The 16,662-nt window shown below is 72.4% G+C and carries 13 protein-coding genes; 8 read left to right on the top strand and 5 right to left on the bottom strand.

Going from position 1 to position 16,662, the window contains the following annotated elements:
- Window positions 1-55 precede the first annotated feature (55 nt).
- The 7 genes from ABZ887_RS27285 to ABZ887_RS27255 all read left to right on the top strand — a co-directional run bounded on the left by ABZ887_RS27285 (window position 56) and on the right by ABZ887_RS27255 (window position 10,879).
- The gene (locus ABZ887_RS27285; protein ID WP_361294597.1) at window positions 56-1,420 is read left to right on the top strand and encodes a hypothetical protein; all 1,365 of its coding nucleotides are present in this window, start codon (window positions 56-58) and stop codon (window positions 1,418-1,420) included.
- Between the two features lie 14 nt (window positions 1,421-1,434).
- Entirely contained in the window at window positions 1,435-2,475 is a 1,041-nt protein-coding gene (locus ABZ887_RS27280; RefSeq protein WP_361294595.1) for a glutamate ABC transporter substrate-binding protein, read from the top strand.
- Window positions 2,476-2,522: 47 nt separating this feature from the next.
- Complete coding sequence (locus ABZ887_RS27275; RefSeq protein WP_361294245.1) at window positions 2,523-3,848, top strand: hypothetical protein; 1,326 nt, start codon at window positions 2,523-2,525, stop codon at window positions 3,846-3,848.
- Window positions 3,849-3,850: 2 nt separating this feature from the next.
- Window positions 3,851-6,355, top strand: coding sequence for a tetratricopeptide repeat protein (locus ABZ887_RS27270; RefSeq protein WP_361294242.1), 2,505 nt, complete (start codon window positions 3,851-3,853; stop codon window positions 6,353-6,355).
- Window positions 6,356-7,708: a protein phosphatase 2C domain-containing protein gene (locus ABZ887_RS27265; RefSeq protein WP_361294239.1), complete on the top strand. Its 1,353-nt coding sequence runs from the start codon at window positions 6,356-6,358 to the stop codon at window positions 7,706-7,708.
- Window positions 7,709-7,832: 124 nt separating this feature from the next.
- On the top strand, window positions 7,833-9,173 hold the full coding sequence (locus tag ABZ887_RS27260) for a VWA domain-containing protein (protein WP_361294236.1): 1,341 nt from the start codon (window positions 7,833-7,835) through the stop codon (window positions 9,171-9,173).
- Between the two features lie 68 nt (window positions 9,174-9,241).
- Entirely contained in the window at window positions 9,242-10,879 is a 1,638-nt protein-coding gene (locus ABZ887_RS27255; RefSeq protein ID WP_361294233.1) for an FHA domain-containing protein, read from the top strand.
- A 157-nt stretch (window positions 10,880-11,036) separates the two neighbouring features.
- On the opposite strand, the gene ABZ887_RS27250 is transcribed toward ABZ887_RS27255, so the two are convergent.
- Window positions 11,037-12,008 (bottom strand): methyltransferase domain-containing protein, encoded by a 972-nt coding sequence (locus tag ABZ887_RS27250; RefSeq protein WP_361294230.1) that lies wholly within the window; start codon window positions 12,006-12,008, stop codon window positions 11,037-11,039.
- Between the two features lie 84 nt (window positions 12,009-12,092).
- Between ABZ887_RS27250 and ABZ887_RS27245 the strand changes: the two genes are divergently transcribed.
- Window positions 12,093-12,497, top strand: a complete 405-nt coding sequence (locus ABZ887_RS27245) for a globin (protein ID WP_361294227.1) — start codon at window positions 12,093-12,095, stop codon at window positions 12,495-12,497.
- Between the two features lie 36 nt (window positions 12,498-12,533).
- Here the strand turns inward: ABZ887_RS27245 and ABZ887_RS27240 are convergent, their stop codons facing one another.
- The 4 genes from ABZ887_RS27240 to ettA all read right to left on the bottom strand — a co-directional run bounded on the left by ABZ887_RS27240 (window position 12,534) and on the right by ettA (window position 16,216).
- Entirely contained in the window at window positions 12,534-13,340 is an 807-nt protein-coding gene (locus tag ABZ887_RS27240; RefSeq protein ID WP_361294224.1) for a hypothetical protein, read from the bottom strand.
- A gap of 120 nt (window positions 13,341-13,460) precedes the next feature.
- Window positions 13,461-14,135 carry a hypothetical protein gene (locus ABZ887_RS27235; RefSeq protein ID WP_361294221.1) on the bottom strand — a complete coding sequence of 225 codons (675 nt, stop codon included), beginning with the start codon at window positions 14,133-14,135 and terminating at the stop codon, window positions 13,461-13,463.
- Complete coding sequence (locus tag ABZ887_RS27230) at window positions 14,132-14,545, bottom strand: thioesterase family protein (protein WP_361294218.1); 414 nt, start codon at window positions 14,543-14,545, stop codon at window positions 14,132-14,134. The genes ABZ887_RS27235 and ABZ887_RS27230 overlap by 4 nt, the downstream gene beginning before the upstream one ends.
- Before the next feature lie 6 nt (window positions 14,546-14,551).
- Window positions 14,552-16,216 (bottom strand): energy-dependent translational throttle protein EttA, encoded by a 1,665-nt coding sequence (ettA, locus tag ABZ887_RS27225; protein ID WP_361294215.1) that lies wholly within the window; start codon window positions 16,214-16,216, stop codon window positions 14,552-14,554.
- Window positions 16,217-16,662 lie beyond the last annotated feature (446 nt).

Genomic DNA, 16,662 nt, shown 5'->3' with positions numbered 1-16,662 from the left:
TCAAGTGACAGACTCGCCGACGAAGAGCGCGGCACCGCCAGGAGCAGGCACCGCCCTGCCCGCGCAGCGGACCGGCGCCCCCACGCCCGAGGCGGCGCCCCCGCGCCGCCGTTCCGCGTTCGCGGAGGGCGTCGAGCAGGTGCGCACCGCCGCCACCACCGAGCCCGGCCGGCTCCGGATCATCGGCGCCGTCCTGGCCGTGCTGATCGTCGCCTTCGGTGCCGTCACCGCCTGGCAGATGACCGACCGCGCGGCCGCCGCCGACGACGTGCTGCACCGCAGCCAGCCGCTCAGTTCGGGCGCGGCCGACATCTACCGCTCGCTGGCGGACGCCAACACCACGGCCTCCAGCGGCTTCCTGGCGGGCGGCCAGGAGACGGCCGCCTCCCGCACGCGGTACGAGAAGGACGTCCAGACCGCCGCCGCCAAGCTGGTCACCGCCGCCGCCAACTCCGAGCCCGGCTCGCCCGCCGAGGCGGCCGTGGCGAAGCTGAACAAGCTGCTGCCGGAGTACGAGGGGCTGGTGGAGCGGGCCCGCGTGTACAACCGGCAGGGCTACCCGGTCGGCGGCGCGTACCTGCGGTACGCGAACGAGAAGATGCAGCAGGAGATGCTCCCGGCCGCGGAGGACCTCTACACGAAGGAGAACGCGCGCCTCGCCTCCGACTACTCGGACGCGACGCCGTACCCGTGGGCGGCGATCGCCCTCGGCCTCCTCGCGCTCGCCGCGCTCGCCTGGGCCCAGCTGCGCCACTACCGCCGGACGAACCGCCTGCTGAACCACGGCCTGGTCGCGGCCTCGGCGGCCACCGTCATCACGCTGCTGTGGCTGGTCGTCGGCCACACCCTCGCCCGGTCCGGTCTGGACGGCTCCTACGACCACGGCGTCCGCTCGCTGAACGTGCTGCACGACGCCCGGATCGCCTCCCTGAAGGCGCGCGGGAACGAGAACCTGAGCCTGGTGGCGCGCGGCGCCGAGACGGTCACGGTCGGCGGGCAGACGTACGACGCGTACTACTACGACTTCGACAAGGACATGGCGGCGCTCGGCAAGGGCCTCACCGAGGCCGCCGCGCTCGCGGACGGCACGGCCGGCAACAAGCCTGTCGTGGCGGCCGAGGGGAACATGAAGGTGTGGAAGGAGCGGCACGCCGACGCCCGCACCGAGGACGAGAACGGCGACTACCAGGCGGCGCTGGACAAGGTGATAGGCACCAAGGACGCGACCGCCGAGTGCTTCGACAGCGTCGACACGAACCTGAAGAACGCGCTGGCGTTCGAGGAGACCGAGTTCAAGGAGCAGGCCACCGACGGCCGGGACGCGATGTCCGGACTGCCGATCGGTGCCGCCATGCTGGGGGTCGCGGCGGCGGCCGGCGCGCTCTTCGGCATCGGGCGCAGGCTTTCGGAGTACCGGTGAGAGGGGGCGTGGCGATGTTCGTGCGGCGGCTGAGGGCCTCCCTGCGCGGCTGGGGCGGAGTGGGTGCGATGGCGGTCGGCTGCGCCCTGGCGCTGGCGTTCGTCCTGCTGCTGCCGCTCACCCAGTCCCGTGGTGAGGGCGGCCAGGGCGAGGGGATCGGCGGTCCGGGGCTGGCGACCGGCAGCCCGGCGAAGGCCGACGACTGCACCGACTCCCAGGCACAGAACGAGACCTGGTCGCCGTCGGGCGCGGACGGGTCCACCATCGACGCCATCAAGGCCCGTACCGGCGCCAAGCGGAAGCTGATCGTCGGCGTCGACCAGAACAGCTACCGCTGGGGCTACCGCAACCCGAACAACTCGGACGCGGAGCTGGAGGGTTTCGACATCGACCTGGTGCACCGGATCGCCCAGGACATCCTCGGCGACCCGAACGCGGTGCAGTTCAAGGCGATTCCGACGAGCCAGCGGATACCGGCGATCCAGGACGGCCGCGTCGACATGGTGGTGCGCACGATGACCATCAACTGCGACCGGCTGAAGGACGTCGCGTTCTCCGCGCCGTACTTCAAGACCGGGCAGCAGGTCCTCGCCCCCAAGTCCTCGTCGATCACGGGCTACAACGGCACGCTGGCGCACAAGAAGATCTGCACGGCGGCCGGTTCGACGGCGTACACCAAGCTGGACGCCGACAAGAAGTCCGGGAAGCTGGTCGCCTCGGCGGACATCTCCACCACCGTCCCCAACCAACTCGACTGCCTGGTAAGGCTGCAGCTCGGCGAGGTCGACGCGGTGGTCACCGACGGCGCGCTGGCCGCCAGCCAGGCCGCCCAGGACCCGACGGTCGAGCTCAAGGGCGCCGCGTTCACCACCGAGTACTACGGCGTGGCGATGAAGAAGGACGCGACCGATCTGGTACGCCGGGTCAACCAGATCCTGGTGGAGTACCGGGCCGACGGCTGGCAGGCGTCGTACGACAGGTGGCTGTCGGCGACACTGGGAACGGACTCGGCGGCGTCGAAACCGCCCGCGCCGCAGTACCTGCGCAGCAGCTGACCCGCATCCGCGCGGCCCAGCCCCGACGAGCAAGCGAGAGGTGATCGATGGGCGTCACGGACCCCGCCGGGCCGGTGATGGACCGGGACGAGGTGGACCGTGCGCTGGCGCGGCTCGGCGCGGAGCACGAGGCGATCGAGACCTCGCTGCTCGCCCTGCAGGACCACGCGGGCCGCAGGCTCCTGGAAGGCGCCGAGCTGACCGGGACCACCCGGGAGCGGTGGACGACCGCCGACGCCTCGATCACCCTGCTGTGGGCCTACTTCGACGCCTACACGGACGCGTTGCGCTCCGCCCGGGATATCAGGGCCAGGCGCCGCTGGTCCAGCCGTGAGGACCTGGTGGAGCTGACCGAGCTGCTGCGCGGCGAGTCCGTGACGGTGGCGGGCAGCGCGACCGCGACGGCGAACGCGCCGACCCTGCTGTCGGCGGCCGGCCGGCTCAGCGAGCGGTTCTCCCTGGCGGCCCTGGTCGACCGGATGAACGAGCTGTACGCGACCTCGCTGGACATGGTCGTCACCGCCGACGCGGTGTGGTCGGCGCTGCCCGCGCGGATCGATTTACTCGCCGCGGAGCTGCAGCGCACCCGCAAGCTCGCGCACTCCGTCGGGGTGCGCCCCGGCGAGCACCCGGCGGGCGACGACCTGGAGCGGATCACCCGGACCCTGACGAGGCTCCGGGAGGACGTCGTCTCGGACCCGCTGACGTTCTGGGTCCCGGCGCCGGGGAGTTCGGCACCCGGCGGCGGCCGTCCGGACACCACGGTGTACGACCGGGAGGCCCGGGCGCTGGAGGAGGTGCGGCGCGAGATCGACGCCGTGCTGACGGTACGGCAGGACGCCGAGGCCCGGCTGATCAAGCTGCGGGACGTGCTGTCCCGCGCGGACCGCACCCTCGCCGAGGCGCGCACCGCGCGCGGTGAGGTGCTGGCGAAGATCGCGGCGACCGAGGTGCCGGTGGTCAGCGGCCCTCCGACCGTGCTGCAGGAGCAGCTGGCGGCGGCCGCCGAGTACCGCAGACAGGCCCAGTGGCACCGCCTGTCACCGCTGCTCGAGTCGCTGGAGCAGAAGGCGGAGGACGAACTGCTGCGCGCCCGCGAGTCGTTGACGGCGGTCGCCGCGCCGCTCGCGGTCCGCGCGGAGCTGCGCGGCCGGCTGGACGCGTACAAGGCGAAGGTGGCCCGGCACGGGCTGGCGGAGGACCCGTTCCTGATCGAGCGGTACGACGCGGCCCGGCGGATGCTGTGGAGCGCGCCCTGCGATCTCAGGGTCGCGGAGGAGGCGGTGCTGCGCTACCAGCGGGCTACGGCCGAGGCGCTGGGGGCGCCGCGGGTGCCGCAGCAGAGCGGGCCCGAGGACCGGAGGGGGGAGTAGGCGTGAGTCAGGCGGGAGAGGCCTGCCAGCGGCCGGGCTGCGAGGGGTCGTACGAGGACGTGGGCGGCGGTGAGCTGTACTGCGACACCTGCGGTCTGGCGCCGGTCGTCTCGGCGACCGGGATGGTGGAGTCGCCGCACACCGGGATCACGGCCGGCGGCAGGGGCTCGGCGGGCAGCGGCAGTTCGCGCTCCACCGGCCGCGGCAGCTCGCGTACGTCGTCGCAGTCGTCGAAGTCGCGGCGCTCGGTGTCCGGGCGGCTGTCGCGGTCCCTGTCGGGCAGTTCGACGGGCCGTTCGGTGTCGGTGCGCAGCTCCGGTTCGTCGAGCAGTGCGTCGGCGCGCAGCCGGCTGGGCGCGGGCCTGGTCGCGGTGCCGCAGGTGCCGAAGCCGGACCCGCGCGAGATGGTCCTGGAGAACCCCGAGGTGCCGGAGCGGAAGCGGTTCTGCTCGCGGTCGGACTGCGGGGCGCCGGTGGGCCGGGCCCGCGGGGAGCAGCCGGGGCGGACCGAGGGGTTCTGCACCAAGTGCGGCAACCCGTACTCGTTCGTGCCCAAGCTCAAGGGCGGCGACGTGGTGCACGGCCAGTACGAGGTCGCGGGCTGTATCGCGCACGGCGGCCTGGGCTGGATCTACCTGGCCGTGGACCGGGCGGTCGCCGACCGCTGGGTGGTCCTCAAGGGTCTGCTGGACACCGGCGACCAGGACGCGATGGCCGCCGCGATCTCCGAGCGGCGGTTCCTCGCGGAGATCGAGCACGCCAACATCGTGCGGATCTACAACTTCGTCGAGCACCTCGACCAGCGCACCGGCTCCCTCGACGGCTACATCGTCATGGAGTACGTCGGCGGCAAGTCCCTCAAGGAGATCGCCAACGACCGCCGTACCCCGGAGGGCCGCCGGGACCCGCTGCCGGTGGAGCAGGCCTGCGCGTACGGCATCGAGGCCCTCGAAGCCCTCGGCCACCTGCACAGCCGCAATCTCCTGTACTGCGACTTCAAGGTCGACAACGCCATCCAGACCGAGGACCAGCTCAAGCTGATCGACATGGGCGCGGTGCGCAGGATGGACGACGAGGAGTCGGCCATCTACGGCACGGTCGGCTACCAGGCGCCCGAGGTCGCCGAGGTCGGCCCGTCCGTCGCCTCCGACCTGTACACGGTCGGCCGTACCCTCGCCGTCCTCACCTTCGACTTCCAGGGCTACACGACCGTCTTCGTGGACTCGCTGCCCGACCCGGACAACATCGAGGTCTTCCGGCAGTACGAGTCGTTCTACCGGCTGCTGGTCCGGGCCACCGACCCCGACCCGGCGCGCCGGTTCGCCTCCGCGCAGGAGATGGCCGAGCAGCTGACCGGTGTGCTGCGCGAGGTCGTGTCGGTGCAGACCGGTACCGCGCGGCCCGCGCTGTCGACGCTGTTCGGGCCCGAGGTGAAGGTCACGGACACCGAGCTGTTCCCGAAGCTGGACGGGGACGTGTCCCGGCTGGGCGCGCGGGCGGTGGCCTCCAGAACGCTCGCGCTGGACCCGTCGGGAGCGGCCCCGGACCCGGCCGACCCGGCCCTGGTCAGGCCGATCGCCACGCCGGCCGCCGCGCTCGCCCTGCCGGTCCCGCTCGTCGACCAGAACGACCCGAACGCCGGTTTCCTGGCGGGCCTGATGATGACCTCGGCGCCGGGCGAGCTGCTCGGGGCGCTGGCCGCGGCGCCGGCCCAGACGGTGGAGACCCGGCTGCGCCAGATCCGCGCCCGGCTGGAGAGCGGCGACCACGAGGCCGCCCTGGCTGCGCTGGGCGAGCTGGAGGAGGAGCAGCCGGACGACTGGCGGGTGGTCTGGTACCGGGGCGTGACCGCCCTGGTCACCGGCGACTTCGAGGGCGCGGCGCTGTCCTTCGACGCGATCTACGACGCCTTCCCCGGCGAGAGCGCGCCGAAGCTGGCGCTCGGCCTGTGCGCGGAGGTGCTCGGCCAGCTGGACAACGCCGCCGAGTACTACCGGCTGGTGTGGGCGACCGACCCGGGCTTCGTCAGCTCCGCGTTCGGGCTGGCCCGGGTGCGGCTGGCGGCCGGGGACCGGCGGGGTGCCGTACGGACCCTGGAGTCGGTGCCGGAGGCCTCCATCCACTACACGGCGGCCCGGGTGGCGGCCGTACGGGCGCGGCTGCGGCACCGGAACGCGGCGGCCGACGACACCCCGTTCCTGGACGACCTGTCGGCCGGTGCCGGGCAGATCGAGGCGCTGGACGCGTACGGTCTGGACCCGGCCAGGCGCGAGCAGTTGTCGGCGGAAGTCCTCGGCTGCGCGCTGGACTGGATACTCTCCGGGGGCCAGGACTCCCAGCCCGCCGCCGGCGGCCGGGTGCTGCTCGGCAGCGGTCTGGACGAGCGGGGCCTCCGCTTCGGCCTGGAACGCTCGTACCGCACGCTGGCCAGACTGGCGGCCGGCGGTGAGGAGAGGATCGACCTGGTGGAACGGGCCAACCGTTACCGCCCCCGGACGTGGGTGTAGTTGATGTCGCAGATGCCCCAGCAGGCCGCACCGGCGAAGTGCCCGAGCTGCGCGGAGCCGCTCGAATCGGGTGACCTGTTCTGCGGTGCGTGCGGGTACGACCTGTCGGCCGTGCCCGCCGCGCCGCAGGACCACCCGACCCTCACCATGGGCGCCGCCGGTGTGGGATCCTCGGGCGTGGACTGGCCCCCGCCCGAGCCGGAGAGCTCCGGAAAGCCCGCGGCACCGCATCTGCCGACCGACCTGCCCGGCACCGACTCGGGCGGCACGCAGCTGCCCGAGTCGCCGCACGGTTCGCCGGCGTCGCCGCCCCCGCACGGTTCGCCGGTGTCGCCGGCCTCCGGGGTGCGGTTCGACCGGCCGCCGGAGCCCGACGAGTACCCGCTGCAGGCGCCGGATCCCCGGGTGGCCGCCTCCGCCGCCGAGACCACCGAGCTGCCGAAGGTGTGCGTGGCCTGCCGTGCGGGCCGGGTCGACGACGACGGCTACTGCGAGAACTGCGGGCACGCCCAGCCCCGCGAGCGCGACCACATGGAGCAGGAGGCGGGCCCGGTGGCCGCCGTCAGCGACCGCGGGCTGCGCCACCACCGCAACGAGGACGCGTTCGCCGTCGGCCACACCGCGCTGCCCGACGGCACCCCGGCCTCGCTGGCGGTCGTCTGCGACGGCGTCTCCTCGGCGACCCGTCCCGACGAGGCCTCCATGGCCGCATCCCGGGCCGCGGTCGAGGCGCTGCAGGCCGCGCTGGAGCAGGGCACCCATCCGCAGCAGGCGCTGCACGACGCGATCGTCGCCGCCTCCCAGGCCGTCAACGCCCTGGCGGAGGAGCCCCCGTCGGCCCGTGAGCACACCCCGCACCAGAACGCCCCGGCGTGCACGATCGTCGCCTCGGTCGTGGCCTCGGGCCTGCTGGTGGTCGGCTGGGTGGGCGACAGCCGCGTCTACTGGGTGCCGGTGGACCGCGCCGCCCCGGCGGCCCGGCTCACCGAGGACGACTCCTGGGCCGCGCAGATGGTCGCCGCGGGCCTGATGAGCGAGGCGGAGGCGTACGCCGACGAGCGCGCCCACGCGATCACCGGCTGGCTCGGCGCGGACGCCTACGAGGTGGAGCCGCACACCGCGTCCTTCAAGCCGGACCGGCCCGGTGTGGTGGTGGTGTGCACCGACGGCCTGTGGAACTACGCGGAGACGGCCGAGGAGATGTCCGAGATCGTCCCCGCGGACGCGGCCGTGCGGCCGTTGCACGCGGCCCGGGTCCTGGTCGGCCACGCCCTGGACGGCGGGGGCCACGACAACGTAACAGTGGCGCTGCTGCCGTTCCCGGCACCGCCGCAGGGGGCAGGATCCGCCTGAGGCCGTCGCAAAACGGCCGCAAACGGGATCGAGACGTACGGGGCAGTACCCGCGGACCGGAGGGGACCGGTCCGCACACCGTCAGCACCCACCACGCGTGGGGTGGAGGGGGACCAGAGCAGTCATGGCCAATTTCTCGAAGTCGAACGTGCCGCAGTTCTCGGTGGACGTGTACCAGAACGAGTACCTGCCGGAGGGCGGCCGCGAGGTCAACGCGATCGTCACGGTGACGGCGACCGGCGGCGGCACCGTCGGGACCGCGGTCGGGGCGTCGTACGCACCCGGGCAGGGGCCCTCCGCCGGGGTGGCGATCATGGTCGACTGCTCGGGTTCTATGGACTACCCGCCCACCAAGATGCGCAACGCCCGGGACGCCACCGCGGCCGCGATCGACACCCTGCGCGACGGCACCCACTTCGCGGTGATCGGCGGCACGCACGTCGCCAAGGAGGTCTACCCGGGCGGCGGCCGGCTCGCGGTGGCCGACCGCACCTCGCGCGAGCAGGCCAAGCAGGCGCTGCGCAGGCTCAGCGCGGGCGGCGGCACGGCGATCGGCACCTGGCTGCGGCTTGCCGACCGTCTCCTGTCCTCCGCGGACATCACCATCCGGCACGGCATCCTGCTCACCGACGGCCGCAACGAGCACGAGGCGCCGGAGGACCTCAGGGCCGCCCTGGACTCCTGCGCCGGGCGGTTCACCTGTGACGCCCGTGGTGTCGGCACCGACTGGGAAGTGAAAGAAGTCACAGGCATCGCCTCCGCGCTGCTCGGCACCGCCGACATCGTCGCCGATCCCACGGGCCTGGCCGCCGACTTCACGCAGATGATGGAGACGGCGATGGGCAAGGAGGTCGCGGACGTCGCGCTGCGGCTGTGGACCCCGGTCGGCACGACCATCAAGTTCGTCAAGCAAGTGGCGCCCACGGTCGAGGCGTTGACCGACCGCCGCACCGAAGCGGGGCCGCGGGCCGGGGACTACCCCACCGGCTCCTGGGGCGACGAGTCCCGTGACTACCACGTCTGCGTGGAGGTCCCCACGGCCGGGCTCGGCCGGGAAATGCTCGCCGCACGGGTGTCGTTGGTCGTCCCGCAGCCCGACGGCAGCGTCCAGAACCTGGGCGCGCAGGGCCTGATCAAGGCGGTGTGGACGGACGACATGGTCGCCTCGACCTCCATCAACCCCCAGGTCGCCCACTACACCGGCCAGGCCGAACTGGCACAAGCCATCCAACAGGGCCTGGATCTGCGCAAAGCAGGCGATATGGACGGGGCAACAGCCAAACTGGGTCGGGCCGTTCAGTTGGCAAGCGCTTCCGGGAACGCGGATACTGCGAAACTGCTTGCGAAGGTGGTGGACGTGGTCGACGCCACGACAGGTACTGTGCGACTGAAGGCGAAGGTCGAGGAGGCCGACGAGATGACTCTCGAGACAAGGTCCACAAAGACTGTTCGTGTAAAGAAGTGACCTGACAGTCCACCCGCAGGACCATCCAGACAGGCTCAGGACGAACCTGACAGAGAGGGAAGCCCGCCATGCCGACCTGCCCGAACGGACACCAGTCGGGTTCCGACGACTGGTGCGAGGTGTGCGGTCACCGCATGGCCGGTGCCGTACCTCCGCCGCCCCCGCCGACCGCCGGCGGCTACGGCTTCCCGCCGCCCGCGCCCGGCGCCCCGGCCGGTGGCCCGATGGGCGGTGGCCGCCATCTGTCCGCGGTGCCGAACGCGCACGAGCCGGAGCTGTGCCCGCAGTGCCGTACGCCCCGTGAGGGCGGTGCGCCGTTCTGCGAGGAGTGCCGCTGGAACTTCCTGACCAACACGGCCACCTCGTACACCCCCGCCGCCCCGCGCCCCCCGGCGGGCGGTCCCGGTCCGGCCGCGCCCACCTTCCGGCCGCCGGCCCCGCCGACGTTCGGCGGCGGCGACTCGTACGAGTACCAGGGCTCGCGCCCCTCGCAGGTGAACCGTCCGGCCGAGCCGATCCCGTCCTTCGGCAGCGAGCCCTCGGGCCCGACGCCGTTCGCGGGCGAGCGCGGCGGCCAGTCCGCCTTCGGCGCCGACCGTGGCCCCTCGGCACCGCCGCCCGGCCCGTCGGGCCCGCCCGGTCAGCCGGGCTTCGGCGGCGACCGCGGACAGCCCGGCCCTCCGGCGTTCGGCGGCGACCGTGGCCAGCCCGGCCCGCCCGCCTTCGGCGGCCCCGACCGCGGCCAGTCCGGTCCTCCGGCGTTCGGTGGCGACCGTGGCCAGCCGGGTCCGCCCGCCTTCGGCGGCGGTGACCGCGGCCAGTCCTCTCCCCCGCCCTTCGGCGGCGAGCGCGGCCCCTCTTCTCCGCCCCCGCCGTACGGCGGCGCCCCGGGCCAGAACGCCGGCGGCCCGTCCGCGTTCGGTGCCCCGCCCGGCGCCGGCCAGCCCTCGGGCCCCTACACCCGCGACCCCTCCGGCGGACCCGGCGCCGGGCCCTTCGGCGGCGCGGACCCGTCCCGCCCGCCGGTTCCGCCGCCCGGCGGCCCCGGTGCGACCACCGGCGGCGCTCCCGGCGCCTACCAGCAGTCGGCCCCGACCGGCTTCCCGCAGGAGACCAGGCCGCCGGCCGGCGGCCCGGCCTTCGGCGGCGGTGACGACGACTGGGTGATCTCCCCGCCCGGGCCGGCCGGTGGTCCGGCGGGCCCCGGCGCGCCCGCCCGCCCCGGCGGCTACGGCTACCCGCAGCCCGGCGCCACCCAGGCCCCGCCCGGCCCCGCCTTCCCGCAGGCCCCGCAGGGCCCGGCGACCTGGATCGCGACGATCGGCCCGGACCGCGCGTACTTCATGGCGATGATGCAGCGCTCGGGCCCCGAGGCGGCCGGCCTCAACCTGCCCGCGTACTCCCCGGAGCAGCAGCGCACGCTCACCGGCAACCAGGTCACCATCGGCCGCCGCCGGCACTCCACCGGCGACACCCCCGACATCGACCTGTCGGTGCCGCCGGAGGACCCGGGCGTCTCGCACCAGCACGCGGTCCTGGTCCAGCAGCCCGACGGCAGCTGGGCGGTCGTCGACCAGAACTCGACGAACGGCACCACGGTCAACGGCGGCGAGGAGCCCATCCAGCCGTTCGTCCCGGTGCCACTGCAGGACGGGGACCGGGTGCACGTGGGCGCCTGGACGACGATCACCGTCCGACGGGGCTGAGCGCCCCATAGGGGCGCGGGGCTGTATCGCGTGGGCGCGGTCAACCCCGACGAGGCTGAGGTGCAGCGCCCCGAAAGGGGCGCGGGGCTGTATCGATGTGCGGCTCCGCCGCGTGGGCGCGACCAGCCCCCACCGGCCCGCAGCCGAAGAACCGTGCTCAGACCGGGAGCGGCCATACAAACGGCCCCTCCCGGTCGTCCAGCCACACCCACTCCCCGTCTTTCCCGACGCTCACCCCATACCGCTCCCGCCCGGGCATCCCCTCCCCCGCCCACACCTCATAGGCCTCCCGCGGACTGAGCACCCCCTGGGTCAGCTCGGCCAGGAACTGGAACAGCTCATCCCCCAGGGCTCCTGGCGGCACCCCGCCCAGATCCCCCACCCCCGCCCGCGGCATCCCGCGCAACGGCACGAAGAACGCCGCCGACGGCAGGAACCTCCCCTCGGCGCACCCACCCCGCACGGTCAGCGCCAGCAACCCGGTGGCCACCGGCGTGAGAATCCGCGCCCCCTCCCCGCACTGGTCGACCCACGCCCGCGGCACGCTCGGCAGCGCACACGTCGCGATGATCCGGTCGTACGGCGCCCGTTCCGGCACCCCCCGCGCCCCGTCCCCCGTGACCACGGCCGGCCGGTACCCCGCCGCGGCCAGGTGCCGTCGCGCGGACTCGCTGATCTCCGGCTCCACGTCGACGGTGGTGACCAGGTCGTCGTCGCCCAGCCGATGCGCCAGCAGTGCCGCGTTGTACCCGGTGCCGGCGCCGATCTCCAGGACCCGGTCGCCGTCCGCCACCCCCAGCGCGACCAGCATCCGCGCCATCAGCGAGGGCTGGCTGCTGGAGGAGAGCAGCTCGCCGTCGCGCAGCCGGGTGGCCAGCGGTACGTCCTCGTAGGCGCCGCGCACCCATCGTTCCCGGGCCGCCGGATCCGGGCTCTCGCCCCACCGGCGCTCATAGCCGTGCGCCCCGGCGACGTAGTAGTAGGGCACGAACAGGTGCCGGGGCACCTCCGCGAACGCCTCCCGCCACACCGGCTCCGCCGCCCAGACCCCCTCGGCGTCGATCTCCCGCACCAGCGCGGCCCGGGCCACGGCGGCGAGCCCCTCGATCCCGCTGTCGTAGCCGCCCATGCCTCCACCCTAGGCGCGTGTCCCCGCCCGGCCCGGGGTCCTAGGCCTCGAGTCCTGGGTCACCCCGTCTGAGACCATGTACGGGTGAGAGAGATTCGGCGCGGCACGCTTCAGGAGAAGACCTTCTACGAGCAGGTCGGCGGGGAGGAGACCTTCCGCCGACTGGTCCACCGTTTCTACGAGGGCGTCGCCGAGGACCCGATCCTCAAGCCGATGTACCCGGAGGAGGACCTGGGACCGGCCGAGGAACGGCTCACCCTGTTCCTGATGCAGTACTGGGGCGGCCCCACGACGTACAGCGACAACCGCGGCCACCCGCGGCTGCGGATGCGGCACGCGCCGTTCACCGTGGACCGGGCGGCGCACGACGCCTGGCTGCAGCACATGCGGGTGGCCGTGGACGAGCTCGGTCTCTCCGAGGAGCACCGGGAACAGCTCTGGAACTACCTCACCTACGCGGCCGCCTCGATGGTCAACACCCCCGACTGACCGCCGCCCGTCCTCGGCGTGTCGGCGTGCGGCGACTCAGCGGGCGTAGCGCGCTCTGACTCCGCCGGATTCGAAGTCGAAGACGGTCCCGTTGATCCGCAGGCCGTCGACGGCCCCGATCCACATGAAGTCGCGGCCCTTGCTCACGCCGGCGGTGTAGATGACGGGCTCCGCGCCGCCGTCGTTGAGGGCCGTCATCAGCTGCGGGAAGGTGCACTGGGTGGCCAGTGTGCAGCCGGTCGCGGTTCCCGCGTTGCCCGTGAGCCACCATGATCCGGTCGTGGTGGCGTCCAGGTAGTCGCTCCACCGGTTCCTGCTCGCCACAGGCACGTCGGGCGGATTCCACACCATCGAGGAGTAGGTGGCGGTGGAGTTGCCGAGGTTCGGATTGATCTCGAACCTGATGTTCGGCATGTTCACGTTGGCGCCGCCGTAGCCGACGTTCTCGCCGGTCTGGAAGACGTGGAAGCCGACCTGATGCAGTCGCAGGACCGGGGCGCCGTAGAAGTCGACCTCGTTGCCGAAGTGGACGGCCTCGCTGGGCGGGCTGAGAGAGGTGGACCTGTCCGCCACCTCGATCCCGAGGCTGCCGTGGCCGTAGGGCGGATGGGCGAATTGAGCCGGTACGCCGAACGAGCCGAACGGGCCGTCCCGCAGGGCGGCGACGGGCGAGCCGATCGTGTTGCGGGTGATGACGCCCCAGTGGGCCGATCGTCCGTGGTCCCCTCCGGCCGGGACGGCGGAGGCCGCTCCCGGTACGGCCGAGGCGGCGACGATCGCGACCAGCGCCGCGACCGTGACTCCGAGCGCCGATCTCCGTTTCGTTCCGAAGCGAGTTCTCACACTGACACCTTTCGTGGTCGGAACACGCCACGTTAGATACTCTCCGTGACGACACCACCACGACGCACCAGTGATATGTGCTGATTAGTCCCCCTGGTGGAACAACTCCACCGACGGCTCTCAGCGGACGCTGACGTCCAGTGCCCCGAGTCCCGCCCGCCGTACGGCGATCGACCCGAACGGCGTCCGCAGCCGCAGCCACGCGCCCGCCGAGAGCAGCACGGCCCCGGCCTCGTCGTCCGGCCGCAGGAAGCCCAGCGACTGCGCCGCGTGCACGGCCCGGACCGGCAGCCGGGTGTCGCCGACCGTCCGGGACCAGATGTCCCGCCCGATCCGGTCGAGTTCGGCCCGGGTACGACCCTCCGGGGCCAACTCCTCGGTACGGGACCGGAATTCGCCGACCGCGGCGGCGACCGTGGCCCGCAGCGCCTGCGGCGCCGGCAGCCCCGGCTCGGCCCGCCAGCCGCCCCGCGGCGGCAGCACCCCGGCCCAGGGCGGCCCGGTCACCGCCCCCGGCACGGCGGCCGTGGCGGCCTGTTCGTCGACCGACTCCAGCAGCTCCCCCGCCGACACGGTCACGTCGAGGGTGACGTCCAGGCCGTCCTCGTACGGCTTGGCGAGCCGCACCGCGCGGATCGCCAGCACCTCGAAGGACGGCGGCCGCCCGAAGACGGCGAGTGCGGTGCCGGCGGCCTGCAGCCGTACCGCGGCCGAACGGTCGTAGCGGAGCAGCCGGGAGAGGAAGGCCGCGAGATCCGCGGCCTCCCCGTCGTCAGCGAGGTGGAGCACCGTCATGCGGCGACGGCCTCCTCCTTGTCGTCGTCGCGGTACTCCTCAAGGAAGTCCCGCTCCTCGGCGGTGATCCGGCGCGGCCGTCCGGCGTCGAAGTCGAACGGCACGACGACCGTCGAGGCCCGTACGTAGACCAGGTCGTCGTCCTTCACCTCGTAGGTGATGGTGAAGGACGCGGCCCTGATCTCGGTGATCCACAGCTCGATGCCGACCGGGTGGTGCCGGTGCACGAGCTGCCTCTTGTAGTCGATCTCGTGGCGCGCCACCACCGACCCCTGCTTGAACTCCTTGTCCGGGCGGAACAGGAAGTCGATCCGGGCTTCCTCCAGGTAGCGGATGAAGACCGCGTTGTTGACATGGCCGTACGCGTCCATGTCGGACCAGCGCAGGGGGCAGCGGTAGAGATGACGCAAGATCGATCAGCCCCGGGTCAGCTTCTTGTAGGTGGCACGGTGCGGACGCGCGGCGTCCGGCCCGAGCCGCTCGATCTTGTTCTTCTCGTACGACTCGAAGTTGCCCTCGAACCAGAACCACTTGGACTCGCCCTCGTAGGCGAGGATGTGGGTCGCCACCCGGTCGAGGAACCACCGGTCGTGGGAGACGACGACGGCGCAGCCGGGGAACTCAAGCAGCGCGTTCTCCAGGCTGGAGAGCGTCTCGACGTCCAGGTCGTTGGTCGGCTCGTCGAGGAGCAGCAGGTTGCCGCCCTGCTTGAGGGTGAGCGCGAGGTTGAGGCGGTTGCGCTCACCGCCGGAGAGGACACCGGTCGGCTTCTGCTGGTCCGGGCCCTTGAACCCGAACGCGGACACGTACGCCCGGCTCGGCATCTCGACCTGGCCGACGTTGATGTAGTCGAGCCCGTCGGACACGACCTCCCACAGCGTCTTCTTGGGGTCGAGGTTGGAACGGCCCTGGTCGACGTAGGAGATCTTGACGGTCTCGCCGACCTTGATGTCACCGGAGTCCGGCGTCTCCAGGCCCTGGATCATCTTGAAGAGCGTGGTCTTGCCGGCGCCGTTCGGGCCGATGACGCCGACGATGCCGTTGCGCGGCAGCGTGAAGCTGAGCCCGTCGACGAGGACCTTCTCCCCGAAGGCCTTGTTCAGCTTGTCGACCTCGACGACGATGCTGCCCAGCCGCGGGCCCGGCGGGATCTGGATCTCCTCGAAGTCCAGCTTCCGCATCTTGTCGGCCTCGGCGGCCATCTCCTCGTACCGCGCGAGACGGGCCTTGGACTTGGCCTGGCGCCCCTTGGCGTTCGACCGCACCCACTCCAGCTCTTCCTTGAGGCGCTTCTGCCGCTTGGCGTCCTTCTGGCCCTCGACCTTGAGACGGCTCGCCTTGCTCTCCAGGTAGGTGGAGTAGTTGCCCTCGTACGGGTAGGCACGCCCGCGGTCGAGCTCGAGGATCCACTCGGCGACGTTGTCGAGGAAGTACCGGTCGTGGGTGATGGCGACCACGGTGCCGGCGTACTTGGCGAGGTGCTGCTCCAGCCAGTTCACCGACTCGGCGTCGAGGTGGTTGGTGGGCTCGTCGAGGAGCAGCAGGTCAGGGGCTTCGAGCAGCAGCTTGCAGAGCGCCACACGCCGCTTCTCACCACCGGAGAGGGTGGTGACGGGCCAGTCGCCGGGCGGGCACCCGAGGGCGTCCATGGCCTGCTCCAGCTGGGCGTCGAGGTCCCACGCGTTGGCGTGGTCGAGGTCCTCCTGCAGCTTGCCCATCTCGTCGAGCAGCGCGTCGGAGTAGTCGGTGGCCATCAGCTCGGCGATCTCGTTGAACCGGTCGAGCTTGCCCTTGACCTCGGCGACACCCTCCTGGACGTTCTCCAGGACGGTCTTGTCCTCGGTGAGCGTGGGCTCCTGCAGGAGGATGCCGACGCTGTAGCCGGGCGAGATGAAGGCGTCACCGTTGGAGGGCTGCTCCAGCCCCGCCATGATCTTCAGCACGGTCGACTTACCGGCACCGTTCGGACCGACGACGCCGATCTTGGCCCCCGGCAGGAAGTTCAGGGTGACGTCATCAAGAATCACCTTGTCGCCGTGCGCCTTGCGCGTCTTGCGCATGGTGTAAATGAACTCAGCCAAGAGAAACCGTCCGGCAGCTTGAAATCTGGCAGTGGGCAGATACACCCCATCTTGCCTGACGTCCAGCCTCGGGTGTTAACCCGTTCGGTGCGGGGGCTGTGACCTGGGGTTTCACTGAGGGTTGCGGGGGCCTGCCGGTCGCTGTCGAGCGGCTTGGGGGAGCCTCGTACGGCCCAGGAGCCGATGCATGTCGTCGACGGCCCCCGACCGGGCAGGACGGTCGGGGCGTTCGTCTTGCACGCTGCCGGCCGGACACGCGGAGGCTCCCGGGCCGCTGCGTCCGAGACGACCCCGCACTTCCTCCTTGCCACAGCACCTCCGACGGCCCGCGAGGGGCCGTCGAAACGGCGGCTAGAAGGTCGATGAAGATCTTGGTGAGGGGCTGTCCGGCCGTCAGGCCGGACAGCCCCTGCGGTCATGTACCGGCGGGTGCGAGGTGCCAGGTG

Origin of the sequence: Streptomyces sp. NPDC047061, from assembly GCF_040643955.1 — a bacterium.
Lineage (GTDB): Bacteria > Actinomycetota > Actinomycetes > Streptomycetales > Streptomycetaceae > Streptomyces.
This window is presented reverse-complemented; position numbering and strand designations above follow the sequence as displayed.

Coding starts and splice junctions, on each gene's coding strand:
- ABZ887_RS27260 (WP_361294236.1), top strand. CDS start 7,833: ATGGCCAATTTCTCGAAGTCGAACGTGCCGCAGTTCTCGGTGGACGTG.
- ABZ887_RS27275 (WP_361294245.1), top strand. CDS start 2,523: ATGGGCGTCACGGACCCCGCCGGGCCGGTGATGGACCGGGACGAGGTG.
- ABZ887_RS27280 (WP_361294595.1), top strand. CDS start 1,435: ATGTTCGTGCGGCGGCTGAGGGCCTCCCTGCGCGGCTGGGGCGGAGTG.
- ABZ887_RS27255 (WP_361294233.1), top strand. CDS start 9,242: ATGCCGACCTGCCCGAACGGACACCAGTCGGGTTCCGACGACTGGTGC.
- ABZ887_RS27250 (WP_361294230.1), bottom strand. CDS start 12,008: ATGGGCGGCTACGACAGCGGGATCGAGGGGCTCGCCGCCGTGGCCCGG.
- ABZ887_RS27235 (WP_361294221.1), bottom strand. CDS start 14,135: ATGACGGTGCTCCACCTCGCTGACGACGGGGAGGCCGCGGATCTCGCG.